Below are 17299 nucleotides of genomic sequence, written 5' to 3'. Positions count from 1 at the left end.
TCCTACTCCAATGTATTTTCTTTAAGATATTTTTGCATTTCTTCATCATCAAAAACTTTATCAAATTTTGCTTTTATTTCTGTATCAAACCCTGCTTTGATTTGTTTGTTTATATCTTCAATAAAAGTTTTAAAATCGCTATTTTTTTCTAAAAGCATATTTAGTGTTTGTATGTCAAGATCTCTTTCTTTGGAACTAAGCAAAATTTTAGAGTCTAAAATGTCACACTCAAGTTTTATCACCCCTATACCAAAGCTTTGATTAAGTCGCCTCAATTCACTTAAAACTTCATCATCAATTTCTTTAAAAACTACCAAGTATCCTTCATTTGCCCAGCTACAATTACTCACGGCTTGAAAATAACTTTCTTTTAAATTTGAAAAATCAAGACTGATTTTAAGCTCAAATGAAAAAAATTTGTAACTATTTTGCCCTATATTATGCAAAAGTGTCAAAGTCTCTTTGTTGTAATCATCATAAGGAAAATACGCGCCTACAATATCAGGGTAATTCCATTTGTCTTTACCCATTGCTGCTTTTCTGCTTTTTTCGTGGTAAATAGTTTTGCATTGGAGATTAAAATTAGAATTTTCATAGAGAAATTTTACAAGTAAGGGATGCAAATCCCTTTCGTGAAATGGATTCTTTTCTTGTTTGTCTTTTTCATCTGCCAATGCATCATTAATTTTTAAATGAGCTAATTCACCCTCTCTAGCCTTGAGCCAAAAAGTTGTAGGCTTTCTAGAGGCAACAATGAAACAATTTTCTCTTCTTTTAATACGAGTATAAATGACAGCTCCAATAGTTTTAATAGGCGTTTTTCCAACGCTTGAAAGCTTTTTATCAAGCCCAATTTCACAAGCCCTTAACCAAATTTGCTCACTTGTCAAAGGCTCTTTTGTTTGTTTTAAAGCCTCTACAATCAATTCTTTATAAGTCATTTTACTCCTTTTTGAATTCTGTTAGTATTCACTCCCACTCAATCGTGCCCGGAGGTTTGCTCGTGATGTCATAGACGACACGATTAATGCCCTCTACTTCGTTGATGATTCTATTACTTACGCCCTCTAAAAAATCGTGAGGTAAATGCGCAAAAGTTGCAGTCATTCCGTCAATCGCTTCCACCGCTCGCACACAAATCGTATTATCATAAGTGCGATTATCGCCCATTACACCCACACTCCGCACATTGAGCAGCACACAAAACGCCTGCCACACTTTATCATAGTAGCCTTGTTTATGTAGCTCGTCTATAAAGATAGAATCCGCCTCACGCAGCAAATCCAAATCCGCCTTATTTACCTCACCCATAATGCGAATGGCTAGTCCTGGTCCCGGGAATGGGTGGCGCATTAGCATAGATTCGGGCATTCCTAGCTCTCGCCCTAATGCCCTCACTTCATCTTTAAATAGCTCTCGTAATGGCTCAATCAGCTCAAACTTCATCCATTCAGGCAGCCCGCCGACATTGTGATGCGACTTTATCGTCTTAGAGGGTCCCTTCACGCTCACAGATTCTATCACATCAGGGTAGAGTGTGCCTTGTGCGAGGAACTTTATCTCGCCTTTTGTATTATGCTTTTTCGCCTCTTTTTCAAAGACTTCAATGAAGGTCTCGCCGATAATTTTACGCTTCATCTCGGGGTCAAGCACACCCTTAAGGCGGCTTAAAAATAACTCACTTGCGTCCGCAGTAATCAGTGGCACTTTGAGGTTTTCTTTAAACATTTTCTCCACTGCCTCTCTCTCACCCTTGCGCAAAAGTCCGGTATCCACAAACACCGGAATAAGATTCTCCCCAATGGCACGATAAAGCAACGCTGCAACGACACTAGAATCTACCCCACCACTCACTGCACACAAAACCTTAGATGACGTTGGCTTTTGGGCTAAAAATGGCGATTGCTTCGCTTCAGCTTCGGTCATTACCCTTGAGAGTGAAGTATTTTTGTGAAATTCCTGCGAAGATTGCGCAAGAGACGAATTGCACTTAAAGCACGAGGTAAGATGGTCATTCACCATTCCAATACTCTGCATCATCGCATACATAGTCGTAGTGCCGACAAACTTAAACCCGCGCTTTTTCAAATCCTTAGCGATTTTATCCGATAGCGGCGTGGAAGCGGGTAAATCCGCAATGCTTTCAAAGGCATTGATAATCGGCTTACCTCCCACAAAGCCCCAAATATATTTATCAAAGCTCCCAAACTCCCTTTGCACCGCCATAAATGCCTTAGCATTGATAATCGCTGCTTCTATTTTGGCACGATTCCTAATAATCCCCTCATTTCGCATTAGCTCTTTGATTTTGTCCTCATCATAGTTGGCTACAATGTGAGGGTCAAAGTCATCAAATGCCACCCTAAAAGCCTCGCGTTTTTTAAGAATTGTAATCCAAGAAAGTCCCGCTTGAAAGCCCTCTAGCACAAGATGTTCAAAGAGCTTTTTATCCTCGTGCAGTGGTTCGCCCCACTCTGTGTCGTGATAGTCCTCATAGAGCTTACGCGCCGCCTCGTCCTTATCGGTAGCCCAAGCGCAACGCACCTTTTCACGCACACCCTCATTTGAATCTTGCGCCTCAAGCCCCAAAGACTTTTGCAAACTCTCACGCGCAATGCTTAGAGGGATAAGTTCGGGTGAAAATGCACCAGCACTCCCCGCAGGGATAGGCTTTTTTCCTGTTTTTGCAAACCCCAAAGCCTGATAGAATCCTAAAGCCCACTCAAGACTATTAACCTTTATCACTTCAAATGCACCTAAATACCGCATAAATGCCTCTTTGAGCAGTGCCTTGCCCAAACCCTTTCTAAAGGCTTTTGGAGCGACAAAAAGCATTGCAATTTCATTTTTTTCTATCTCAATAAAACCTAACCATTCTTCATTTTTTTGCGCTATAAGTAAATTTTTAGATTTTAATATAGCCTCCCGTATTTCCTCTCTCATACCCGCAATTTCATTTTCGCTTAAATCTTTGTGTGTAGCCCTTGCACCTTCCTCCCAGATTTCAACAAGTCTTTGTATGGTTTGTGCTTTGCCAATGTGCTTAAAGGCTTCTTGAATCTGCATAAAACTCATAGGATTTTCACAATGTGCCTTGCCTCCATAGACGATACGGCGCAATTTTTCAATCTCATTTTGCGCGAAATGACGCATATTCCAGCAAGTATTTGCACCGCAAATCCCTACTGCAAAGTTTTGCAACATTTGCCCACCACATTCACTATGCACAACTTCAGGGTGAAACTGCAGGGCATAAATCTTGCGTTTAGAATCCGCAATCGCGCAATAATGCGTATTTCCAGACTTTGCAAGCTCTCTAAATCCTTGCGGGATAGATTCTACCTTGTCCGCGTGGCTCATCCACACGATAGAATCTTGCTTCACGCCTTTAAAAAGTGAGCAAGATTTAAAACCTTGCGTGGCGCTATTTCCTAATTCTTGCCATACTTTTTTTTCAAGCCTAAAGACACAATGGGGTAATTCCTTGCCCTTATAGTTTTTGATGTGTTTCCCTATAAGCTCCATTTCAAGCATTTTTGCTACCTTGATTGAAGCTTTATTATCCTCTTTGATGAGGCAATACACTTCCTCTAATCCTAGAGTTTCAAACCCATATTTTACACACATTCTAGCCACTTCGCTTCCATAGCCTTTGCCCCAAAAATTGCGGTGCAAAAGATAGCCGATTTCTACAATTTTTTGAGTTTTTCCCTTTAGACTTATCTCCGTATGATTTAGCCCCGCATTGCCGATAATTGCGCCGCTTTGCTTCTCTATAATCGCCCAGATTCCAAAGCCATATTGTTGATAATGCGCTAATTGCTTATCCAGCCATTCTTGGCTCTGCTTTTTGCTAAAGCCCTGCCCCCACGCATACATTGTTTCCTTATCGCTCACAGTTTTATGCAATGCCGCAAAATCTGCCTGCGTGTAAGGGCGCAAAAAGACGCGCTCACTCTCGCACACAAAAGCATTTGCCACAGAATCGCTAGTTTCTCTTTCAAGTGCTTTTTTTAATATCGCTTTGCTCACCTTTAAATGCACGATGGGGAAGTCTCTCCCTGCGGAATCTTTTTCGCTCATTCCTACTTTTTCAAAGCCTAAAGACTTATAAAATGCCAAACCTTGCGTATTTTGCTCATTGCAATCTACTAAAATGCAAGGATAGTCTTTCAAATATCGCTCTAATGCTTCTTTGAGTAGTGCTTTGCCTATACCTTTTCTAAAAGCACTTGATGCGACAAAAAGCATTTCAATCTTATTCTTTTCCACACCAACAAAGCCCAAAAAGTCCTTTTTATCTGTCGCAGTGATGATGTTTTGGGAGCTTTGCAATGCCGCTTTGACTTCTGGTCTAATCTCTGCAATGTGTTGCTTAGTTAAAAAAATATGGCTTGCTTGCACAGAATCTTCCCATAAATCAAGCAGGGCTGTGAGCATTTGAGGAAACTTGCGATGAGAAAAAATATCAAAAGAGAGCGTCATCGGTGCTTGTATGCCTTGAGAAGCACCTTGAAATGCGAAACAAGATGAATCTTTAGAATCTTGAGAAGATTCCATAATCTCTAGCACCGCCTTGCCAAATTCTTGCGCGTCCGCCTTGATGACGCGTCCGCCAAAATGTTGGGCAATGAGCTGCATACCATAGCAGATGCCAAGAATGGGAATCCCAAGCGTGAAAATCGCACTATCAGGCTTATAAGCGTCTTTTTCATACACGCTTGCAGGTCCTCCACTTAGGATAATGCCTTTAGGATTTTTGCTCTTAATAGAATCTAGCTTTTCAAAGTAAGGGACAATCTCGGTATAAACGCCATATTCACGCAGTCGCCTTGCGATGAGCTGTGTGTATTGAGAGCCAAAATCTAGCACTAAAATTTGGACATTATTTGCTTGCATAAAGAATCCTTGACAAAGTAGGTTTGCATTTGTTAATTTTTGGCGGAATCATAGCCAAAAGTTGCTTTAAGAAACATTGTAAGTAACATAAATAAGAGTAATACGCTCATTTAAAATGCAACAATTAAGAGAATTTAGATTATTTGCATTCCTTGCAGTATTTTTTGACAATGCGTTCAACCTTGAAATCGTAATCTGAACCATATCTAGTGCCATAATAAAACATTTTCATATAACCCTTAAAATTTTTATAACTTAATTTTATATTTTCATTGCTAATGCCATAAAATTCTTTTTCTTCATCAATATATTGTTTTAATTCATTAAAAGCTGCTTTTGAATCCGTTATTTTTACTTTATCTCTAGTGGGGTCAAGTGATAAGTGATAAAGTTCTTTTTCAATTTCACTCTTATCATCTATGCCCATACAATGGGATAATCCTAACCAACCAAGCTCTGTGGCTTTTCTGTAAGAATCCAAGAATCTTTCTTGCTCCCCTGCATTTGAAATATAAAAAGAAAGAATTAATAAAACAAACAATCTATTTATTTTTTTCATTATATCCTCCTTTTTATTTTAGTTCCCAAAACTGAAAATCAACTACAAAGGTAATCCATTATTAACATAAAAGGATTACCCTTTCTTCCAAGAGATGCCCAATTTGCATTGGCATAAATACCAAGAGAGTATTTATAGGAGTGGGTCATTGGAATTCCTTCAAATCAATGTAGTGGGAGCTTTTTGCATTAATAGCTTCTTTAAAGACTTGTGAGATATATTTTTGAGAAGAAGCATAATCCATATGATATATTCTATGCCTTTCTTTGATAATCATTTCATCTCCTATATATTCTTTATTTTCAAGAGCTATTTTCTCTATTATATCATATTCTTCTTTCAAATCTTTAAAAGGTCTGCATCGGATACGTTGTTTATGGTCGCTGTGCATTGAAAAGCTTTTTTTTGTCCAGCTTGTATAATATTCAAAAGCTTGTGTGTATATATATATAATTTTTTTTCCATCTGAAACGCTCACTATGTTTAATCTAATAGAATCACTCACAAGAGAATTAGGAAAAGAAAGACGTATATCCTCCAATCTAGCCCCCTCTCCTGCAGGTCTTGCATACAATACCTTGCCTATCTCTTCTTTACAAAGTCTTTGATATTCCTTATATTCAGAATCTAAAGCCTTAGGGATAAAGGCACGATAACTTGTAGGATAAGAACAACCTTTTATCATAAAAAATACTATTAAGATTCCAAATATGCCCGAAACAATATATATCATTTTATGCCTTTTATGCTGCATTCTCTATGCTCCAATGATAATTAACAGAGACTTTAATGCAAGGAGTAGGAATCCCTGCGGTTGTTTTCGTGCAGCCTATGATAGGAGAATGAAGTAAATCGGATTTGGTAATCACTCCTACACCCTCTACTTCAAGTATCATTCATTAAAGCACAGAGGCATAAAAGGGGCAAATAGGCTTTTCAAGGCAGCCCACCGCAAATGCCTCTTAGAACCAAGGTATTACATCGTTTTCTGTGCGTTTGCGCACCTCACGGAATTGATACACGCCTATCACAAACAACACAAAAGCAACAAAAATCAAAATATAGCCGATAAAAAGCACCGCAAGCACAACACCAACAAGGTTGCACCAGAATGAGTAAAGAATGAATTTTTGCTGCATCACAAACGCCATTTCGCGCATATAGAAAGCATAGAATACAAACGAAGCAATAAACCCAACAACAAGTATCGCCACTGCCACAAAGAATAGCACACCCATATCATCTGCACTACCACGAATCAAAGAAGCGCCACCAAGTGCACCAGCTACAACGGACGCGACTATACCGATAACGATAGAATAAAGAAAATTCTTAAATAAAGTCCTACTTTCTGCAAGGCTATTGAGCCGCAAAGTCGCTAAAACAAAAATCACAATCGCCGCAATCGAACAAATAGGCGTTACGATAAAACCAAGGAATGGTATAAATGCAAACAAAGCACCAACAGCATAAAGCACAATAGCCATTAGAAACTTGAAGCGCACACCTTGCGCGTCATTTGCACTAAATCTTTCCTTGATATCATTCACATCAAGATTAACAGAAAGATTTGTGCTTGTAACAAAAATCGACTTTGCACTTTTGCTATCCTCTACAACCTCAAAATCTACTTCAGCCCCGACAAGCTGCTCCTGTGTCTTGCCATTAAGATTCTCAATATCTGCAATATCAAAATCATAACGATTGCCGTCTGCGCCACTAATTGCACCAGCGCCTAAAATCTTACCTTTCATTTCTGTCCTTTTTGTAAAATAAAGGGTGAATTATGCAAAAAAACATATTATGCCTTACTTAAATAAGTTTAAAATTTAAGAATGAGCTAGATTATCCTAGCCCAAGAGGTGAAGTAAAGAATATAGACGAAACATTGCAAAAATTTATATCTCAAAGAAAGGATTAATATGAAAATGCCACCATTAAACGAACAAGAATGCGCGGTTCTTTTGCATAAAGCCACAGAAGCACCTTTTAGCGGAATCTATACTGATTATTTTGAAAATGGAAGCTATCTTTGTAGGCAATGCGGCACACCTCTTTATGAATCAAGTGCAAAATTCCCTAGTCATTGTGGTTGGGCGAGTTTTGATGATGAGATTCAAGGTGCAATAAAGCACATACCCGAATTGTTTGGTACTAGCCATCGCATTTATGCTTTGGATTGTAGCTATTCGTATTGCATTTTACCTTCTTAACAAAATGAAAAATAAATATATAAAGCAATACACAAGTTTATATGCTTAAATATTTTTAAATAACAATATATTTAATTAAAGCCACTCTAATAAACGCAGTTCAAATCCATCGCAAAAGGATATATTGCCTGATTGCAGCTTATGTGTTGGTTTTCCTCTCTTTTAAGCTTCATATATTCTTTTCTACCACCTTTAGACCCTCCACTTCCCTAAGCGCATTCTTAAGACTTATACAGATTTCCTCGCTTAATTCTTTTGGGCTTGGTAGATTCTCCAAATCCTCTAAACTCTCATCTTTTAGCCAAAAAATATCTAAATTCATCTTGTTGCGCTTCTTAATCTCCCCAATGTCAAACGAGCGAAATCGCTCACTCTCCTTGCGATTTTCCATTGCCCCCACACAAAAACTTGCTTCAAACTCCCTTAAATGCTCTGCACTTAAAGGACTTGTTACAAGGCTTAGATTCATATTCGTGCGCATATCATACACCCATACTTTTTGTGTGGAATCCTCACTTGTTGCCACTTTGTCAAAAAATAGCACATTTGCTTTCACCCCTTGCGCGTAAAAAATCCCTGTGGGCAGTCGCAAAATCGTATGCAGATTGAAATCCTCTAAAAGCTTTTTACGCACTTTCTCTCCTGCTCCTGCTTCAAACAGCACATTATCGGGTAACACGACTGCCGCTTTACCCCCGATTTTTAAAAGATTCATAATGTGTTGCAAGAAATTGAGCTGTTTATTAGAAGTCGTGGCGAAAAAATCCTCTCTGTTGTATTCGTCCTTTTGGCTTTTCACCTTGCCATTTTCGGCTAAAATCTTAGTCGCCGACTTCTTGCCAAAGGGCGGATTGGTTAGCACCCTATCAAACCGCCGATTGCCTAACTCACTTAGAGAATCCCCGATTTCTATAATGCCTCCCTCGCCCCCGATTCCGTGCAGATATAGATTCATCGCGCACAAAGACGCCACTAAGGGCGTGATGTCCTTGCCACAAAGCCTCTCATTTCGTAAGCATTTGAGCTCCTCTTTGTCTTTCGTCTGTGCTTTCATCACCTCATACGCACTTAGCAAAAATCCACCCGTCCCACACGCAGGGTCGCACACCTCCATATTGGGCTTTAGCTCCATTAACCCCACGATAGAATCTATCAGCACTCTAGGAGTGAAATACTGCCCCGCTCCCGCCTTTGTCTCTGTGGCGTTTTTGGCAAGTAATCCCTCATAAATCGCACCTTTGACATCTACATTCAAGCCTAGCCAAGTCTCACTATCCATAAGCACAAAAAGCTTTTTGAGATTCGCGGGTTCTTTGATTTTGTTTTGCGCATCATTATAGATAAGCCCTATCACGCCCTCACTCTTTGCAAGTTGCGCTAACGCGGCATTATACGCACTCTCTAGCTCCAACCCATCTAAGCGTATCAATCTCTCCCATTTGCAGCTTGTAGGGATTTTGCTACTCTCCCCGATACTCTCCCTCTCACTTTCCATTTTCAAAAACAGCAAATAGCTTAACTGCGCGACATACTCGGTATAACTCACACCACTATCACGCAAAATCGTTGCGAAATTCCACACCTTTGCAACAATCGCCTTTTCACTCATTTTTGCCCCTTTGTATTATTTTTAAAGTTTCAACCTATTTCCACAATATGTTAATTTTCTCTCATTTTTTTAACACAATCTCCCATTCTGTTAAAAATCAAGCGGAATTTTAACATACTCCTTTTTTAAACAATTCAAATAAGCCAATATTGACATAATAATGATTCCTACCTATTTTTACACATCGCATGATTTTAAGCTCCTCACAAATTTTAAGATATTTTGAAGCGGTCTGCCTTGTGATATTAAGCTTACTTGCAATCGTTTCTATCCTAGTGTATGGGTGTATAAACAAAGTCTCTAAAAAATCTTTTGTGTAAAATTCAGTTTGATTTTTTAATAAATCTTTTGTATGTTGCATAAGGCTTTGAATAGCTTTTATTGTTGTAGTCGTTGTTTTAGAAGTATATTCTACTCCTTTTAAAATATAGCTTATCCACTCTTCCCACGCATTTTCATCACGCACTTTTTGTAAAAGTTCATAATATTCTGCCTTATGCCGCACAATATAACCACTTAGGTAGAGTATAGGCAAGTCCAAAAGCCCTTTATACACAAGATATAGGATATTAATAATCCTCCCACTTCTCCCATTCCCATCATAAAATGGGTGTATGCTTTCAAATTGATAATGAATAATTGCCATTTTGATAAGCGGGTCTAAGTCTTGCATACTATCATCATTTATATATTGCTCTAAATTACTCATTAAACGCACTATATCCTCATAATGCTGTGGTGGAATATGCTTAATTTCTCCTGTGCTTGGATTTTTAAGCATTGTGCCACTTTGTCGTCTAAACCCCGCATCATTGCGTTCAAGTCGTTTTTGAATCGCCAAAATATGAGAGTTTCTAAACAACCTATCCCTACTAATAAGCCGAAATCCTATTTGTAGAGCCTTACCATAATCTTGCACCTCTTTAGTAGCTTTTGCCATTTTACTCTTATCAACTTGCGATAAAAACAATTCATCGTGCGTAGTGATAATATTTTCTATCTCACTAGAATCCTTTGCTTCTTGTAAGACTAATGCATTAATCAATATAAAGCGGTTGGGAATTGTCCTTGCTATACCTCTTAGCTCACTCAAAGCCCTTGAAGCAGTTACAAGTAATTTATACATATTTTCACTTATAGGAATTTCTAATGGAAGTTCATTTGGGATAAATTCTTTCATTCGCCTTGCCTTGATATGTTAAAAAATATAAAATTTTTTAACATTATAACAAAATATGTTAAAAATCAAGTGGAAACTTAACATATCAGCTCACCCTTAAAGGCTTGGTTTAAAAGTGAGGATTTGAGTTTTTGGAGATTTTCTAGGCTCTCATTCACAAACTGCGCTAAATTGTCTAAATGAGTGAATTTGGATTCTAAAATCTGCACGATTTGATTTTGGGTTGCAAGGGGTGGGAGAGGGATTTTGATTTGCTTCATAGATGATTGATTAAGTTTTAGTCTAGTTGTGCCTGAAACATAGGGTGTATAATCTAAAATGTTAAGAAAATGGCATATAAATTTATTGTTTGCTATATTTTCTTTTGTTTTTAAAATATGTGCGTGATTATTTACCCAATATTTCCCACTAACTATATAAGCTTTGTTTTTCATAAATTCTAAAAATGGTGCGCCGTCTTCACCAAGTAAAATAGCTTCAAAATCACATAAATAATCATCAATGTAACCAACTTGCCCTGTTGTACCATAGTATGGGTATCTATTTTCTGCCTTCTTAAGTCTTTGCCCTCTTTCATCTGCATTAATTGGCTTTCGCATATTATCCAAAATCTCACACACTTCCCCGAGTGTTTTGATTTCCCAACCTTGCGGGAGATTCTGAAATGGATTGCTTGGCATTAATTTGTTTTCTTAATGGGATTTCTTAAATCGTTTGTGTCATAAGCTAATTCTAAAATACGTTCCTTGTAAAAAACTTCTTTAAAACCCATTTTTTTAGCATAAGCTTTTAGCCTTTGAATGCTTGTATCGCCTTTAGGAAATCGTGAGGCAACAATAGCAATATATTTTAAAGCGTTAGGTGGTTGGTATCTGTTATAGGTTGCTTGAACTTGCTCACAAGCATCTTTGATTTTATTACCCTTAAGCTCTACATATATCCAAATATCCTCACTTGTTTCTTTTATAACAAGGAAATCACATTTTCTATCTTCAGTATTGTTTTCTATTTCGCCATCTATATTAATGAGATAGAATCTTGCTTGCTGTGTTTCTAGTTGAAATTTTTTACTCTTTTCTTCGCAGGATAAAACTTGATTTTCTAAGTATAGTCTAGAATGGTTTAAAAAATCTTCCCTCATTTATACTCCAAGTCTAAAAGACTATCAAACATTTCCCCTATTTCTTCGGAGACTTCGTCTATTTCATCAGCTAAAATCAATTTTGTTTCTTTATCTATGATGCTTTTTACCTCTCCATTTTTAATTTTAAAGGCATCAAATCTCTTAATGTCAAGCCAAAATCTGCTTGGGATTATGCTTTCAACTACTCTTGTCTTATTGCCCACTTGATGAGCAAGTAAAAGGCAATTTAAGGTGCTTAAAATATAAGGGCTATGTGTGGAGAAAGCTACTTGAATGGTTTTTTTGGGATTTAAATAAAAACATAAATCAACAAGATATTCTATCAATCGTTTTTGTGCGTTTGGAAACAAACTAAGCTCTGGTTCTTCTATAAAAAGACTAAATCGTTCTTTATTGAATTTAACATTGTTTAAGTTCTCTAAAAAAATGCTTGTATCTCTAGTTTTAAACCTTGAAAAAATATCTATGACAAAATCAGTGTATTTATTTTGCATATATTCCTTATCGGTAGCAAAATAGGTAGCTATAAGCTCTATGATAGAAGCGGACTTCATACCCGATGAGGCATTGTGTAATTGCGTTTTAGAATCTTTAAAATTAAGAAAAAAACGATATTGTATGCCATATTTTTCAAGTGATAATTCAATATCAAAAACTTTCGTTTTTGCTTTTCTATTTGTCTGCAAATGCTCAAAAGATTCCTCAAAATCCTCAAAGGTTTTTTCTAAATGGTAAGGCGATACTCCACGAATTTGATTATTTACAAGTAGGGGGATGGCAAATCTATCATCTGTGATAAAAGAAATTTTTTCAAGGGTTATTTTATTGAAAGTTTGTTTTGAGGTTTTTAAATGTGGCTTACCATTGCGAGTAATAGAAACACAAAAATCACCCATATAATAATGTGCTTCACTCCCTTTAGCACAAAAATCCTCTAAGCCAGATTCTTTAAGCATTCTCTCTATGCGGAATCTATAAGGTTCTTTTGTGATGCCAGCACTCTTTGACAAGTCTTTTAGGGCGAGTTTTTTGTATATCCATCGAAAAAGCGATAAAAGCTTCAAAATTACACTTTTGCCACTTCCAGACTCGCCTATAAAAACCATAAAAGGCTTGATTTCAATATCTGCCTTAACAATGGGACCGAAATTTTTGATGATTAATCTTTCTTTTTCCATAGCAGAAATTATACCTTTTTTTGCTTAATCATTTTCATCTTCTTACCCCACCAATGCCAAGCTTAACCTTTCTTATCCTCCGCTAACTCTTGCAACCTCTCTACCAAAACCACCACTTGTGTATAAGGGCTTTGCCTTTGTGCTTCATTTTGCTTTTATTACGCAGTTTGTGAAATGCTCTCAAAATATTTTTCGCTTTCTTCATCACTAAGATAGGAAGCATAAGCAATATGATTGGGACTCAAAAAATCCTCTTTGCACGATTGAATCTCCTCTTCATCAGCAGAGACAATACCTAAAAGGCTAATATTCATTTTTGTATAATTTTTGTCTTTTAAGCTAAAATACATTAATTCTTGTATGTCCGCCTTATCATTTACACTGCCAAATCTACTATAATATTTCTTGCTTGTTATTTTATTAATGACAGAAAAAGAGAAATCATTACAAGATTCCAATAAAAGCTTATTTTGAAACTTCTTTTCATAGACAATTTTTGTTGTTTCATTGGCTTGTGCATATCTATCTTTTTGCTCTCTAATGTGAAACTTATAACCGATATAATCCTCATATAAAATATTTGCTACCTCATTTATATCTTGTTCGCTTACTATGGAATCTATCTCGCTAAAGCGTAAATGATTATCATACCAAGATTGTGCGTTCATCTCTTGCCTTATGCTTTCTAAGAAAAAAGGTAAGGCTTTTTTATCAATGGAGGGGAATTTAAAAAGGTGCTTGATATGCTCTTGGCTTTTATCAATATAGATTTGTTTTTTATTGCCTTGCTCGTCCCATAGCCAAATGCCAACATTAAAAAACTCATCACTTCTTATATGTGGAAAGTATTTTATCACCCTGTAAGTATAGATTTTACGCATTAAAAATCCTTTTTGATTGCTCTCTTTTGGCAATGATTTGTGCTAAATATTCTTTCTCCTGTGATTTTGCCTCAAATAAATGCGTGATCTTACAAATATTTTGGATAATATTATTTAACGCAACCTTATCAACTTTTGAACGCAAGTGCTTGATATTTTTTCTCTCTATTTCGTTAAAAAGATAATCTCTAAAGCAACATTTATCAAAATAGATTTCATTTGGATTAAACATTTTGGTTTTTGATTTTAAATCATCAAAAAGATAAAGTGAATCTAATGCTAAACCAAAATCAATCAACCAATATTTTTCGTTAGAATCTTTTAAGATATTAGGATTTTCTGTGCTTCTGTCTGTATTCATCAATCTTGCGTCATAGTGAATAGTTAAGCGTTTAAATTCTTGTGTAAAGTTCCTTGGGGGGAGAGACTTACTTGCATTAGGTATAAATTCCACACCTAGATTCAAGCCCTTTGAAACTTTAAGGTTTTCATAAGCTTGTTTTTCTCTCTCGTCTTGACTATTTGCGAATTTCTGTGCTAGGCTAAGTGTCTCGTCATTGACTTCAAGGAGGCAAAACTTTGGAATATAAGAGGCATTTAAAGCATTTAGGTAAAGATAAGAAAAAATTTCAGCAAAAAGCTCTTTAGAGGAAGTGAAAGGCTCATCATTTGAATCAAAAGTTTTTATTCTTGTCTTTAAAATATAATCTTTTCCATCATCTGCAACAATATGCAACGGGCAAGTCATTCCATAGCCCATTACTCTTTGTATTTTGTTAATTAGCCTTCTTTCCACCACTCCACCACCTCAATAAAATGAATGAATTATATCTCTTTTTACTTAACCCTACCCCACCAATGCCAAACTTAGCTCCTCCACAAGACTAGGCAAAGAATCGTTAAAAATCGCTTTTGCTCTATAAATCCCGCCTAAGTCCGCGCAAATCTCTTGAATATCTTTGACTTCTGCACAGCCATTTGCGATAATGTATTCTTTGATAAGCTCCAAGAATGCCTCTTGCTCGGGGCTAAATGCAATGCCCTTTTTCTTACATCGCCCACGCCACAGATTATAACGCGCATTCGCCCCAATCGCAAAATCTTGCAGTTCATTATCCATTTTGAGCGCATAACGCACAAGGGAGATGAGGTTGGTTAGGTTTTTGCTAGGATTCTTACTCACTTTGCCCTTATCGCGCAGTTTATACGCATTCCATAAGCTTGGAATATCCATAGAATCCTGCTTAAGCTTATGCGCTAACTCCTTAATTACCTCATAAGTTAGGTGGCGGTTTTTGTAATTTTGCGCATAGATAATGCTTAGGGCGGTGATTTCATCTTTATGCTGTAAAATAAATTCATTAAATTGCGCGATGAGATTCTGCGCCTTTTGCGTGTCAAATTCTGCACTAAGCACAGAATCTTGCGAGATTTCATCAATATAGATTTTGCTCTTTTTTGCCAACTCTAAAAGCAATTTGCAAAATGTGTCATTTGTGAAAATCTCTAGCGGGTTGTGCGCTATCTCTGCCCTCTCTAACGCTTGTAAGGAATCCGCAAATTCTAAAATCTCTTTTGCAAGTGTGCAAAGGCTTTTGTCAAAATTAAGTTCTTGCAAACTCGTATTGTCCTCATCACTTAACTTTAGCTCTAAACGCGTAAGCCTTGAAGCAAGGCTTAAAAGCGTGTCTTTGTCATACTCACCTTTTGCCACACTCTCGCGCACAAGTTGCAAAATCTCCTTTAGACTTAAGCGTTTCTTGCGCTCTAAGGGGCGCGAATCAATCTTTTGGCTTTCACTCACACCCACCGCGTCAATCACATAAAAACGCGTCTTGCAGTCCGCATTTGGCGTAACCGCCCTTAAATCGTCATTATGGATACTCCGCACCCCGCGCCCAACCATTTGCGCATAATAACTCGCCGATTTGACATCACGCATAAAAATCAGCACTTCTAAGGGCTTAATGTCTGTGCCTGTGGCTATCATATCCACCGTAACCGCAATTCTAAACTTTTTGGAATGCCTAAAGGCATTGATAAGCTCGTGTGGGTTTTGATTGCCGATATTATAGGTGATTTTTTGCGCAAACTCATTGTCTGCGTTAAACACTTCTCGCGCAAGGCGCACGATTTCCTCTGCGTGATTATCATCTTTGGCAAAAATCAAAGTTTTGGCCAAGAAGCTTCGCTCACGTTCGGGAAAAAGTAGGTCAAAGACTTTGTCTCTATAAGTCTCTAAAATCGTGCGGATTTGGCTAGGAGCAAGCACAGAGCGGTCTAAATCTGCTTTGGAATATTCTAAATCCTCCTCTAAGCTCTCATAGCCGATTTTTCGCGTGTCTTTATCGCGGAATGGCACTTGAAATTCCGCATTTGCTTCAATAATACTTCCTTGCTCGCTAATGCGCGTTTTAATCCTAAAGATTTCATAGCCCACATTGACTTTATCAAGAATGGATTTTTCTAAATCATATTGCGCCACAATATTTTGAGCGAAAAAGCCTAGAGTGTGTTTAGAGGGTGTCGCACTAAGCCCGATAAGAAACGCGTCAAAATACTCTAGCACCTGTCGCCATAGCCCATAAATGCTGCGGTGGCATTCATCAATGATGATAAAATCAAAGGTATCAATGCCAATTTGGGGATTATAGGCAACTTCTTTTGTTTCTTTATCCTCATTTTCAAAGGCGGAGTGTTCCTCCTCTGCGCTATCAAACTCACTCTCTCCACGCAAGATAGAATACAGCCGCTGAATTGTCGTAATCACGACTTTGGATTCTGTGGGAATGTGATTTGTCTCTAAATGCACCACATTATAAATCTCGCTAAAATGCCGCTTGTCTGCGCTTGGGCTGAAATTATCAAATTCTTTTTTTGCTTGTTTGCCAAGATTGTTTCTATCCACAAGAAACAAAATGCGCTTTGCTTTTGCTATGCTTAGCAGACGATACGCAAAATTACAAGCGGTAAAGGTTTTGCCCGCACCTGTTGCCATTTGGATTAAGGCTCTTTGTTTGTTTTGTTTCAAAGATTTTTCTAAGCCCTCTATCGCGTCTTTTTGACAATCTCTTAGCTTTTTAGAATCTTGGCTGCTTAGTGCTGGGAGGTGTTGGATTCTATCACGCAAAGAAGTGGAGCTAAGTTTATCTAAAAGCTCTTTTGGTGTGTGAAAGGCAAAAATCCTCCTTGCGCGTGGGCTTGGTTCGCGCAAATCTGTAAAATAAATTTCACTCGCATTGCTGACATAAACAAAGGGCAAAATATCTTGATAAGAGGGAATATGCGCGGGGAGAGTATAAGCATAATTTTTGGCTTGATTTTCCGCCCCACTTAGAGACAAAGAAAATTTTTTCGCCTCTATCACTCCACACGCCTTGCCCGCGACAAAAAGCATATAATCTGCCTTTGTGCCATTTTCTAGGATAAATTCTTTTATGGCAAAATTGCGTGCCACATTGGGTGTAGAATCTCCCAAAGTGCAATCCTTAAAATCTCTTAGCTCAAATCCCGCTAGTGATAAAAGCTTATCAATCTCTTCTCTTGCTTGTTGCTCTGGCTTTAAATCTTGTTCCAAACCTTGTCCTTTTTCTTTTTGCCTCATCGTATTTTACAATAAACTTGAAAGTTATGCGC

At 37.5% G+C, this 17299-nt stretch carries 15 protein-coding genes; 1 reads left to right on the top strand and 14 read right to left on the bottom strand.

Translation table 11 applies throughout. The features are described 5' to 3' along the window. Window positions 1-2: 2 nt before the first annotated feature. From BN2458_RS04105 to BN2458_RS04085, 6 genes are all read right to left on the bottom strand, one after another. Entirely contained in the window at window positions 3-941 is a 939-nt protein-coding gene (locus BN2458_RS04105; RefSeq protein WP_034342841.1) for an HTH domain-containing protein, read from the bottom strand. A 28-nt stretch (window positions 942-969) separates the two neighbouring features. After that, window positions 970-4899, bottom strand: a complete 3930-nt coding sequence (gene guaA, locus BN2458_RS10375; RefSeq protein WP_231944852.1) for a glutamine-hydrolyzing GMP synthase — start codon at window positions 4897-4899, stop codon at window positions 970-972. A 139-nt stretch (window positions 4900-5038) separates the two neighbouring features. Then, window positions 5039-5458: a hypothetical protein gene (locus tag BN2458_RS04095; protein WP_034342843.1), complete on the bottom strand. Its 420-nt coding sequence runs from the start codon at window positions 5456-5458 to the stop codon at window positions 5039-5041. Window positions 5459-5603: 145 nt separating this feature from the next. Further along, entirely contained in the window at window positions 5604-6191 is a 588-nt protein-coding gene (locus tag BN2458_RS04090) for a hypothetical protein (RefSeq protein ID WP_226989498.1), read from the bottom strand. Between the two features lie 10 nt (window positions 6192-6201). Continuing rightward, window positions 6202-6354 (bottom strand): hypothetical protein, encoded by a 153-nt coding sequence (locus tag BN2458_RS09905; RefSeq protein WP_156407280.1) that lies wholly within the window; start codon window positions 6352-6354, stop codon window positions 6202-6204. Between the two features lie 66 nt (window positions 6355-6420). Beyond that, entirely contained in the window at window positions 6421-7212 is a 792-nt protein-coding gene (locus BN2458_RS04085) for a hypothetical protein (protein WP_034342985.1), read from the bottom strand. 168 nt (window positions 7213-7380) lie between these two features. Between BN2458_RS04085 and BN2458_RS04080 the strand changes: the two genes are divergently transcribed. Then, window positions 7381-7671, top strand: coding sequence for a peptide-methionine (R)-S-oxide reductase (locus tag BN2458_RS04080; RefSeq protein WP_407081052.1), 291 nt, complete (start codon window positions 7381-7383; stop codon window positions 7669-7671). Between the two features lie 169 nt (window positions 7672-7840). On the opposite strand, the gene BN2458_RS04075 is transcribed toward BN2458_RS04080, so the two are convergent. From BN2458_RS04075 to BN2458_RS04040, 8 genes are all read right to left on the bottom strand, one after another. Next, window positions 7841-9280 (bottom strand): type I restriction-modification system subunit M, encoded by a 1440-nt coding sequence (locus BN2458_RS04075; RefSeq protein WP_034342878.1) that lies wholly within the window; start codon window positions 9278-9280, stop codon window positions 7841-7843. Window positions 9281-9389: 109 nt separating this feature from the next. After that, window positions 9390-10460, bottom strand: coding sequence for a Fic family protein (locus BN2458_RS04070; protein WP_034342877.1), 1071 nt, complete (start codon window positions 10458-10460; stop codon window positions 9390-9392). Window positions 10461-10537: 77 nt separating this feature from the next. Beyond that, complete coding sequence (locus tag BN2458_RS04065; RefSeq protein ID WP_052082120.1) at window positions 10538-11140, bottom strand: restriction endonuclease subunit S; 603 nt, start codon at window positions 11138-11140, stop codon at window positions 10538-10540. After that, entirely contained in the window at window positions 11140-11601 is a 462-nt protein-coding gene (locus tag BN2458_RS04060) for a hypothetical protein (RefSeq protein ID WP_034342875.1), read from the bottom strand. Before BN2458_RS04060 ends, BN2458_RS04065 begins: the two co-directional genes overlap by 1 nt. After that, window positions 11598-12782 (bottom strand): AAA family ATPase, encoded by a 1185-nt coding sequence (locus tag BN2458_RS04055; protein WP_034342873.1) that lies wholly within the window; start codon window positions 12780-12782, stop codon window positions 11598-11600. Before BN2458_RS04055 ends, BN2458_RS04060 begins: the two co-directional genes overlap by 4 nt. 158 nt (window positions 12783-12940) lie before the next feature. Continuing rightward, the gene (locus BN2458_RS04050; RefSeq protein ID WP_034342871.1) at window positions 12941-13663 is read right to left on the bottom strand and encodes a DUF3037 domain-containing protein; all 723 of its coding nucleotides are present in this window, start codon (window positions 13661-13663) and stop codon (window positions 12941-12943) included. After that, window positions 13656-14459 (bottom strand): HipA family kinase, encoded by an 804-nt coding sequence (locus BN2458_RS04045; RefSeq protein ID WP_138117645.1) that lies wholly within the window; start codon window positions 14457-14459, stop codon window positions 13656-13658. Before BN2458_RS04045 ends, BN2458_RS04050 begins: the two co-directional genes overlap by 8 nt. Before the next feature lie 51 nt (window positions 14460-14510). Further along, a complete protein-coding gene (locus BN2458_RS04040; protein WP_064504558.1) occupies window positions 14511-17240 on the bottom strand; it encodes a type I restriction endonuclease subunit R in 2730 nt (909 codons plus the stop codon). Window positions 17241-17299 lie beyond the last annotated feature (59 nt).

Source organism: Helicobacter typhlonius, assembly GCF_001460635.1.
In the GTDB taxonomy this organism is placed as follows: Bacteria; Campylobacterota; Campylobacteria; order Campylobacterales; family Helicobacteraceae; genus Helicobacter_C; species Helicobacter_C typhlonius.
The sequence above is the reverse complement of the archived record's forward strand: the minus strand, read 5'-3'. Positions and strand labels throughout refer to the sequence as shown.